This is a genomic window from Bacillota bacterium (genome assembly GCA_040754675.1).
GTDB lineage: Bacteria > Bacillota > Limnochordia > Limnochordales > Geochordaceae > Geochorda.
The window spans coordinates 1-9,095 of the sequence record JBFMCJ010000130.1 but is presented as its reverse complement, the minus strand read 5'-3'; the positions used below and the strand labels follow the sequence as shown (position 1 = coordinate 9,095).

At 68.6% G+C, this 9,095-nt stretch carries 11 protein-coding genes; 6 read left to right on the top strand and 5 right to left on the bottom strand.

Translation table 11 applies throughout. The features are described 5' to 3' along the window. Positions 1–901 (bottom strand): phosphatase PAP2 family protein (locus tag AB1609_09330; protein ID MEW6046668.1); only part of this gene is annotated, 901 nt, incomplete at its 3' end. A gap of 207 nt (positions 902–1,108) precedes the next feature. On the opposite strand from AB1609_09330, the gene AB1609_09325 reads away from it, so the two are divergent. The 6 genes from AB1609_09325 to AB1609_09300 all read left to right on the top strand — a co-directional run bounded on the left by AB1609_09325 (position 1,109) and on the right by AB1609_09300 (position 6,341). After that, the gene (locus AB1609_09325) at positions 1,109–2,314 is read left to right on the top strand and encodes an ABC transporter substrate-binding protein (GenBank protein MEW6046667.1); all 1,206 of its coding nucleotides are present in this window, start codon (positions 1,109–1,111) and stop codon (positions 2,312–2,314) included. Positions 2,315–2,320: 6 nt separating this feature from the next. After that, positions 2,321–3,196: a branched-chain amino acid ABC transporter permease gene (locus AB1609_09320; GenBank protein MEW6046666.1), complete on the top strand. Its 876-nt coding sequence runs from the start codon at positions 2,321–2,323 to the stop codon at positions 3,194–3,196. Positions 3,197–3,213: 17 nt separating this feature from the next. Beyond that, a complete protein-coding gene (locus AB1609_09315) occupies positions 3,214–4,254 on the top strand; it encodes a branched-chain amino acid ABC transporter permease (GenBank protein MEW6046665.1) in 1,041 nt (346 codons plus the stop codon). Then, entirely contained in the window at positions 4,184–4,942 is a 759-nt protein-coding gene (locus AB1609_09310; protein MEW6046664.1) for an ABC transporter ATP-binding protein, read from the top strand. Before AB1609_09315 ends, AB1609_09310 begins: the two co-directional genes overlap by 71 nt. Then, positions 4,932–5,639 (top strand): ABC transporter ATP-binding protein, encoded by a 708-nt coding sequence (locus tag AB1609_09305; GenBank protein MEW6046663.1) that lies wholly within the window; start codon positions 4,932–4,934, stop codon positions 5,637–5,639. Before AB1609_09310 ends, AB1609_09305 begins: the two co-directional genes overlap by 11 nt. Positions 5,640–5,741: 102 nt before the next feature. Further along, positions 5,742–6,341 (top strand): LysM peptidoglycan-binding domain-containing protein, encoded by a 600-nt coding sequence (locus tag AB1609_09300; GenBank protein ID MEW6046662.1) that lies wholly within the window; start codon positions 5,742–5,744, stop codon positions 6,339–6,341. A 23-nt stretch (positions 6,342–6,364) separates the two neighbouring features. On the opposite strand, the gene AB1609_09295 is transcribed toward AB1609_09300, so the two are convergent. The 4 genes from AB1609_09295 to AB1609_09280 all read right to left on the bottom strand — a co-directional run. After that, the gene (locus tag AB1609_09295) at positions 6,365–7,030 is read right to left on the bottom strand and encodes a hypothetical protein (protein MEW6046661.1); all 666 of its coding nucleotides are present in this window, start codon (positions 7,028–7,030) and stop codon (positions 6,365–6,367) included. Between the two features lie 35 nt (positions 7,031–7,065). Next, on the bottom strand, positions 7,066–7,791 hold the full coding sequence (locus AB1609_09290; GenBank protein ID MEW6046660.1) for a DUF72 domain-containing protein: 726 nt from the start codon (positions 7,789–7,791) through the stop codon (positions 7,066–7,068). Between the two features lie 51 nt (positions 7,792–7,842). Beyond that, positions 7,843–8,814 carry an N-acetylmuramoyl-L-alanine amidase gene (locus tag AB1609_09285; GenBank protein ID MEW6046659.1) on the bottom strand — a complete coding sequence of 324 codons (972 nt, stop codon included), beginning with the start codon at positions 8,812–8,814 and terminating at the stop codon, positions 7,843–7,845. Positions 8,815–8,817: 3 nt separating this feature from the next. Further along, a partial coding sequence (locus AB1609_09280) for a hypothetical protein (GenBank protein MEW6046658.1) occupies positions 8,818–9,095 on the bottom strand: 278 nt, incomplete at its 5' end.

Genomic DNA, 9,095 nt, shown 5'->3' with positions numbered 1-9,095 from the left:
CCGGCGCTGCGATACTGGGGATGCGGCGCTGCCGGGCTCGCAGTTGGACCTCCCGGGGCGGCGAGGCAAGGCGAGTCTGGAGGAAGATGAGCGGCGCCACGACGGCCACCCACACCGCCACCACCGCATACCCGAACAGCGCGGGCAGGCCCGGTGCCGCATAGGCGCGCACGGCCGTGGCGAGCGCAAAGAAGCCGGCCAGCCCGATGGCGAGGCGGCCGAGGTGCTGCAGCAGGCCGGCCTGCTCACCGTAGGCGATGGCGTTGAGCGCCACCCTGTCCGCCGTGAGCAGCCCCATCAAAAAGCCAAGGGCCCGCTCGGAATCGGATGAGGGCGAGAGCGGAAACAGGAGAAGGGGCACGGCCACGGCAGCAAGCAGGCGCCCCCTCGACGCCCGACGCCTCTCCTCTGCCAGTGCCATGACCACGGCGGCCACGGCGACGACACCGAACCCCAGCACCAATCCCCCCAGGACGTCGCCGAGGAAGTGCACCCCCAGGTACAGGCGGGAGATGGAGACCCCGAGGACCATAACGATGGCGAGCGCAATCAGCCAGGGCCGGGGGAACTCGAGTGCCAGCCATCCCCAGAACGCGGCGCTCACCTGGGCGTGGCCTGAGGGAAACCCGGGCCCGGTGGCTTCGGCAAGGCGCACGATGCCCAGGGCCGGATCGGGCCGCGGCATGGCCGCCCATTCCTTCACAACCCCGTTGAGCCACACCGAAACCAGCGTCACCACCGCCAGCCGGTGGCCCTTCTGGCGGTCGACGGCCCAGTACACCACGGGGATCAGGAGCATGTAGAAAAGGTCGCTGCCAAGCCCCGTGAAGGTCCGGAAGATCGAGTCCAGCAGCGGTGTCCGGAACTGCTGGAGGTACGCGATAACGCCTGCGTCCCACATGGCGGCCCTTCCTTTCTGCTCCCTGCGGCACGTTGACCCCGGTTCGTCCTGGACCGGCGCTCTCCCTGCGACCCCCAACCCGGCCCCGCACCGCAGGCATCTTTCGCACCGGCCGGCGGCGGCCGGCCCCGATCCGCGCACAAGGAATGTGGAGACCGATTACCGAAGTCATCACTATCTATTAAGAACCGGGGGGCTTGCCGCACGATGAGGCACGTCAAGTTGTCCCTTCTCGGAACCGCGCTCATCGGGGTGCTCGTGGTCGTTTTCCTTGGTGCGGCTGCGGCCTTGGCTGAGGAAGCCGTTGAGATCGGCATCATCACATCGCTCAGCGGGCGGTTTGCCACCTTTGGCGCCATGCAAATGGCCGGCTACCAGGTGGCGCTGGAGGAGATCAACGCGAAGGGCGGCGTGCTTGGCCGGCCGTTGAAGCTGGCCGTTGAGGACGACGCCAGCAATCAAAACGCGGCGCTCTCGGCCGCCGAGCGGTTGCTCGCCCGGGGCGTCCCCCTCATCCTGGGCAGCTACTCCAGCGGCATCAGCAAGCCGCTCGCCCAGTACATGACCCGCCGTGAAGCCCCGCTCCTGGTCTCGGGCAGCGCCGACGACGCCATCACCCGCCCCGGGTCCGAGTGGGTCTTCCGGGCCAAGACCAACGCGACGAGCTACGCGATGTCGCTGATCAACCTGGCGGACCTGCTGGGGGGCATGAAGACGATAGCGATCCTGGCGGGCAGCGGCGCCTTCGAACAGTCGGTGGCCGACGCGGGCGACCGGGTCGCCAAAGCGCGGGGCTACACCGTGGTGGCGCGTGAGTCCTACGACCGGGGCCTGACGGACTTCCGGCCCATTTTAAACCGTTTCCGTACGCTCAACCCCGACATCGTCTTCATGGTCAGCTACGAGGAAGACGCCGTGGCCATCATGCGCCAGGCCAAGGAGGTCAACCTCAACCCCAAGATGTTCGCGGGCGGGGCCGCCGGGTTTGCGCTCGAATCGTTCGTCAAGGGCGCCGGTGACGCCGCCGAGTACGTCTTCTCGGCCACGTCGTGGACCCCCGACGTGCGTTACCCGGGTGCCCGCCAGCTTTACGAGAAGCTGAAGGAGAAGCTCGGCGGCGGCGAGCCGTCCTACCACGCCGCGGAGACGTACATGGCCTTACTGGTGGCGGCCGATGCCATCAACCGGGCCGGGCGGTTGGACAAGGCCGCCATCCGCGAGAGCTTGCGCGCCACGAAGCTGGTCACGGCCGCCGGGCCGGTGGAGTTCAAGGATTATGAGGGCTTCCGCAACCAGAACCCCATCTCCATGGTGGTGGAACAGGTTCAAGGCGGGCGGTTCGTGACAGTATTCCCGACGGACGTGGCTGCCGGCAAGCCGATCTTTCCGACCCCGCCTTGGCCCCAGCGGTGAGGGTCCATGGAGCATCTGACCGCGTTCGTGCAGGTGCTGGCGTCAGGCCTCCTCACCGGAGGCCTGTACGCCCTTGTCGGCATAGGCTTGAGCTTGATCTTCGGGGTGATGCGGGTCGTCAACTTCGCCCACGGTGAGTTCCTCGCCCTGGGCATGTACTCGGCCCTGGTGCTGTTCAACCGGTGGCACGTGGACCCGTTCCTGGCCCTCCTGATCATCTTCCCGGCCGGGGTGCTGTTGGGGTTTGTGGTGGAGCGGGTGCTGCTTGCCCCCATCGCCCACGCGCCCGAGCACTCCTACATCCTGATGACCGTGGGCATCGGGCTCATCGTCAGCAACCTGCTGCTGTTCGGCTTTGGCGCCCACCCGCAGAGCATCTATACCTCGTACTCGACGAGCACGTTCCACATCGGAGGCGTGAGTCTGAGCAAACCGCTCACCGCCTCGTTCGCTCTGACGGTGGTCATCATCGCCGCCCTGTACTGGCTGTTGTTGCGAACCGAGCTCGGGCGGGCCGTGCGCGCCACCGCGCAGAACCGCCAGGCGGCCGAACTGCAGGGCGTGGACACCGGCCGCATCCGCGCCCTGGTCTTCGGCATCGGGGTGGCGCTGGCGGCCGCGGCCGGCACGCTCATGCTGCCCATCCTGTACGTCATTCCCACCATCGGCGGCACCTTCACGCTCAAGGCATTCGTGGTGACGGTGCTGGGCGGTATGGGCAACGTGATCGGGGCCATCGGCGGCGGGCTGCTCCTGGGCGTGACGGAGAGCCTGGGGGCCACGTACGTATCCAGCGGGTACCGGGACGCCTTCGGGCTCGTCGCGTTCTTACTGGTGCTGCTGGCGCGGCCCATGGGGCTTTTCGGGAAGAGCCGGGTGTGAGAGGGGGAGGGGGGCGTTTGGGCCGGAGGCTTTTTCGCGGTGGTGCCGGCACGCGTCTTCTCGCAATAGCCGGGCTGGTTGTGGCGCTCGCCTTTTACCCCCTGGCCTTTCCGGGGGCGCTCAACGTGGGCGTGACGCTCCTGCTCTTCGCCGCCCTGGCGCTTGCATGGGACGTGCTGGGCGGCTGGGCGGGCCAGCTGTCGCTGGGCCATGCGGCCCTGGTAGGGCTGGGCGGGTATACGTTCGGCCTGTTGACCCAGTCGTCGCGCGTGAGCGGTACGGGCGGGCTGGTGGCGGCGCTGCTTGCGGTGGTCGCGACGGCGGTCGCGGTCACGCTCGTATGGGGCTGGATCACCTTCCGGCTGCGGGGGCCGTATTTCACGCTCTCCACCATTGCCGTGGCGGAGATCCTGCGCCTCGTGGCGATCAACGCAAGAGGCCTGACAGGCGGGGCGGAGGGGCTGTTCATCTTCTCGCTGCCCGAACCGCTCGGGCTAGACCTGTTCGACCGCACCGTCGAGTATTACCTGGCGCTCGCACTTGTGAGCGTGGCCCTCGGCGTGGCATGGTGGCTTTCGTGGAGCCGGTTCGGGTACTACCTGCAGGCCATCCGTGAAGACGAGGATGCCGCCATGGCCCTTGGCATCCACCCGCTGCGCTACAAACTCTGGGCGTTTGCCGTCAGCGGCACCCTGACGGCCGTGGGCGGGGCGCTTTACGCCATCTTCCTCTCGTTTTTCGAGCCGCACGGGGTGTTCGACATCGGGCTCTCCGTGGAGCTCGCGCTGATGGCCATCATCGGAGGCACGGGCACCGTCTGGGGGCCGGTGGTGGGTGCTGGGGTGCTGATGCTCTCCGGCGAGTGGCTCCGGGCGCTGTTCAAAGAGGCCAATTTGCTCATCTACGGGATTCTTATCGTGCTCGTGGTGCGCTTTGCGCCCCAGGGCATCGTGGGCGGCGTGCAGGCGCTGTGGAGGAGGTGGCCGGTTGCCAGGGGAGCCCGTCCTGCAGGTGAGGGGCTTGAGCCTGGCCTTCGGCGGGCTTCTGGCCCTTCGTGAGGTCGAAATGGAGGTTTATCCCGGCGAGATCGTGGGGCTGATCGGACCTAACGGCGCCGGCAAGACGACGCTGTTCAACGTGGTGAGCGGCTACCTTCAGCCCACGGCAGGCGACGTCTTCTTCGAGGGACGCCGCATCACGGGCGAACCGCCTTACCGCCTGGCGAAGGCGGGTATCTCGCGAACGTTCCAGATCGTGCGGCCCTTCCCGCAGCTTAGCGTGCTGGAAAACGTGATGGTGGCCGCGTTTTTGAGCCATCCCCGCCGAAAAGACGCCGAAGAGGCGGCGTGGCAGGTGCTTCGGTGGACCAACCTCCAGGAGCGCGCCCGGTCGGCTGCACGGGAACTGACCCTGGCCGGACGCAAGCGCCTGGAGATCGCCAAAGCGCTGGCGACAAACCCGCGGCTTTTGCTCCTGGACGAGGTGGTCGCGGGGCTCAACCCCACGGAAGCCGACGCCACCGTCGAACTCATCCAGGGCATCCGGCAGCGCGGCATCACCATCGTGGCGGTGGAGCACATCATGCGGGTCATCATGCGGACGAGCGACCGGATCGTGGTGCTCAACCACGGCCAGAAGATAGCGGAAGGCCCGCCCGCGGCGGTCGCAGCGGACCCGGCGGTGATCGAAGCCTATCTGGGACGGGCCCCCTCGGGCGGCGAGAGGGCGGGCGTGCATGCTTCTTGAGGTTCAGGGGATCGACGCCTTTTACGGCGACGTCCAGGCGCTCTGGGACGTCAGCTTTGGGGTGGACGAGGGCGAACTGGTAGCCCTGCTCGGGGCCAACGGGGCCGGTAAGACAACCACGCTGCGGGCGGTCACGGGGCTACTTGCGCCCAGGCGGGGGCGGATCCGGCTGGGCGGGCGCGACATCCAGGGAGAGAGCGCACACCGCATCGCCGGGTCCGGAGTGGCGCACGTCCCCGAGGGGCGCCAGCTTTTCACGTTGATGACCGTCGAGGAGAACCTGCTTCTGGGGAGCTACCTTCCCCGCACCCGTCCCAACCGCCGCAAAAACCTGGATCGGGTCTACGAGCTGTTTCCGCGGCTTTTTGAGAGGCGCACCCAGGATGCCGGGACGCTTTCCGGCGGCGAGCAGCAGATGCTGGCCATCGGGCGCGCCCTCATGAGCGAGCCGCGCATCCTGCTCCTGGACGAGCCGTCCCTGGGGCTTGCGCCCGTGCTGGTGCAGGAGCTGTTCCGGGTGATCCAGGCCATATCGGCCGCCGGCACCACTGTGCTCCTGGTGGAGCAGAACGTCCACCAGGCGCTCACCGTCGCCGATCGCGCCTACGTGCTGGAGAACGGCCGGGTGGCGATGGAGGGCAGCGGGCAGGAGCTTCTGGCAAACCCCCAGGTGCAGGCGGCGTACCTGGGCCTGTAGGGCCGCGTGGAACATCTTGGCATGGCTTCGGGCCGTCACGGGGCAGGAGGCCGGGGGAGCAGGCAAGAACGCGCGCTCCCGGAGGGGAGCGGGGGTAGGCCAATGCAGTGGCGAGTGAAGACGTTTGCAGCCGCGTTGGCGTTGGCCCTGCTGGCGCTCGTCTGGCCGGCCCCGGCGGCCGTCTCCCTCGCGGGGGACCGCGTGGTCCAGGAGGGAATGTGGGGCGACGACATCCGGTCCCTCCAGGAACTCCTGCGGGAACTGGGCTTCACTGCCATCCATCCCAACGGCTATTTCGGCCCCGAGACCACCAAGGCGGTGCGGCGCGTCCAGCAGGCCCTGGGACTGCCTGACGACGGGGTGGTGGGGCCCAGGACCTGGCTGGTTGTCGAGGGGTTGCGCACGCCCTACCGCTACCGGGTGCAAGTGGGCGACACGCTGTGGAACGTGGCCCGCGCCTTCGGCACCACCATGGAGGCCATCATGGACGCCAACGACATGGAAACCACCACGCTTCGACCCGGGCAGGTGCTGGTGATCCCGTCGGTGCGCCGGCTGTACGTGCCTGCCCCCGTCGGCGTCCGGGAGCTGGCTTTTCGCCTTGGCGTCGCCGGCCAGGACGTGGCGCGCCTCAACAACTTGAAGCTGACGGACACGCTGAGAGCGGGCAGCGAGATCTGGGTCCCGCTGCCCGCCTTCTGAGAGGGTCTCTCCCGGGCTCTCACTCAGGGGGCCGTCGCGGCGGGCTGCAGTTCGGCCGGGTAGAGGAGCCGCCCGAGGCCAGCGACTTGCGTCGCCCAGTAGGTGCCTTCGGTGTTGATGCCGGTCTCCACGACTTTGCCCCGCGAGGCGCTCGCGACCACGACACGCACGACCTTGCCCGCCCGGGCCGCCACGATGGCAACCCCCGTGATGTCACCGCTCTGCGGGGACTTGAAAAACAGGAGGTCGCCCGGCCGCATCGCCTCCAGCGTGACCGGAGAGACGTTGTACCGGTACAGGGTGCGGCTGGTCACGTACGCTGCCAGCCCTGCCTGCCCCGGCGGGCCCCCGAAGAACTTGAGGTTGGGGATCGCCGCCCGATAGGCGTTGCACACGAGGCCGGAGGCATCGATGCCCCCCGACGCCGCCTTCTCCGGATCCTGGTCCCGCAACGCCAGGTACTCGTCCACCGTGATCCGCCCGCCGAGCTTGAACGGCACGCCTGCCTCCGCGTAGCGGAGCGATTCGGTAAGGGCAGCCAGCGCCTGCTCCTCGCTCACGGGAACGCCCGCCTGCCCTGCCGGCTCTTCCGCCAGGGCAGGGAAAGCCACGGCGAGTGCGAACGCCGTCATCATGCCTGCCAGCTCCGCGACGAGAGCCCGCCTGAGAGTGCGCGGACTTCCTGTCATGAGTGAAGCACATCCTTCCGCTTTTGGGCCCGGCTTCAAAGGCGCGCGGCCAGCCGGGCCGCATCATCAGCCATGGTAACGTTATTGAAAAAACACCACACATCCTCCTGGGCTTCCAGTCGTTGCCTTATTTCGGAGGCAAGCCGGTCAAGCTCCGCGTCCGTGAAGCGGTGCCGGTAGCCGCCGATACCGTGCAGGCGGAAGTAGGCGGTTCCCCGGGTGGCCGGCCGGGCGGCGAAGGGGTCCACGCCGTGCACAAGACCGAGTTCCCTGCACAGCTCGCCCACGAGCCCCTCGGGCCACGGACCCCTGGGCTCCCAGACGCAAAGGCGCGTGGCCGCCGGCGGGTGAGCGCGGAAAAAGGCGCGCAGGTTGCGAATGAAGCGCTCTTCCGGAGCAAACGAGGCCGGCGTCTGGAAGAGCAGCGCCTGCGCGCCGAGGGCCTCCGCCACCTCCAGAGTGCGGACCAGCGCCATTTCCACGGCCGGCGTGAGCTGGAAGTAGCCGCACTCCCGGAGGGCGGTTTCGTCGAGATGGGTCTTCAGCCGCCGGTAGGTGGGGCTCGTGGACGGATGGGTGACGAGTTGCCACACCTTGACAGCGAAGGCAAAACCGGGTGGGGCGGCCTGTCTCCAGCGCCGCGCGGTGGCGAGCTGCGGCGGTTCATAAAACGTGTTCTGGATTTCGATGGCGGAAAAGCGCGCAAAGTAGGCGCCCTGAGCAAGCGACCACCCGCACGTGCCGATCCTCAGCGCCGGCATAGGTCTGACGCCCCCCGGGTGGTGGAATTCGGGGGCGCAAGTGGCGCGCCTCTACGGCGTCTCGTGGTGGGGGCAGAGGTCCTCGTCGTACATCGCCGCCGGCGCCGGGAACGCCCGGGGGGCCGCCATCTCTGGGGCGAGAAGACCTATGGAAGGGGCCCCGCTGGAAACCGGGCGGCCCTGCCCGGGCGGGGTCTCTTCGAGGCTTCGTGCCTCGTCGGCAAAGTGGTCGGCGATACCGTCGTACAGGGACAGGGCAAGCGCCCTCTGGCCATCGGGCGAGGTGAGAACGGCGCGGTCGTCGGGGTGGGTGAGGAAGCCCAGTTCCACCAGCACCACCGGGTACGGTACGTGGCGCAGGACGTACAGGTTGCCCGGGAGCACGGCGTTTTGGTTGCCGGGCACCAGAGCGCGCAGGCGGTCCATGAGCCGCAGTGCGATCCGGCGGCTTGCCACGCGCCCGGGCGGGTAGAAAGCGATGGAACCCTGCATCCGTCCGCTGGAGGCGGCGTTGACGTGCAGGCTGATCATGAGGTCGGGGCCGAGCCGCCGGGCCACCGCCACCCGCGTGGCCAGGTCCCGGCGGTGGCGGGAACCCGGGCCGGGGTTCATGTGGCCGAGTTCCATGTCCTGGTTGCGCGTCAACCCCACCCTGGCGCCGGCGGCCCGTAGGAGCCGGGTGAGCTCCAGGCCGATGGGCAGCACCACCTCCTTCTCCAGGTAGCCCGCCGCACTACACCCCCCGTCAATGCCGCCGTGGCCGGGGTCGACCACGAAAACCCGCCCGGCCATGGGGAGGGCAGCAAAGCGGGGCTGGCCCCGTGAAGGCGGGCGCGCTGCAAGGGCGCTCTGTGGCGCCGCCAGCAGAAGGGCCGCCGCGCAGAGGGCGACGAGCACAAAGCGAGGCGCACTGCCGGTGCTGGTCTTCGGATGGAAAGCAGGCCGCTGCATGCCCCGTTCGGTCCCGGCCCCTCCGAGCGCTACCGTGAGCGAAAAGAGGGTCGGGTATGCAGCAGGCATCATCGCTTACACCGGCTCGCGGGCGGACGAGCCCGAGGCACGCCTTTCTTCGGCGTGGGACAGCCTCATGCGGGCGGGGGGCCGCAGGATCAGCGCCGCGGCCAGAGCCCCCGCCACAAGCGGCGGGTAAAACGTCAGAAGCCGCCACGCCGAAACGAAGATCCCCACCGCGCCCGTGGGGAGGTGTGGGGCAACGACGGCCGCCATGGCGGCCTCGATGCCCCCCGAGGCCCCGGGGGTCGGCAGCACCCCGCCGAGCAGGATCAGGGGGAACTGTGCCGCGA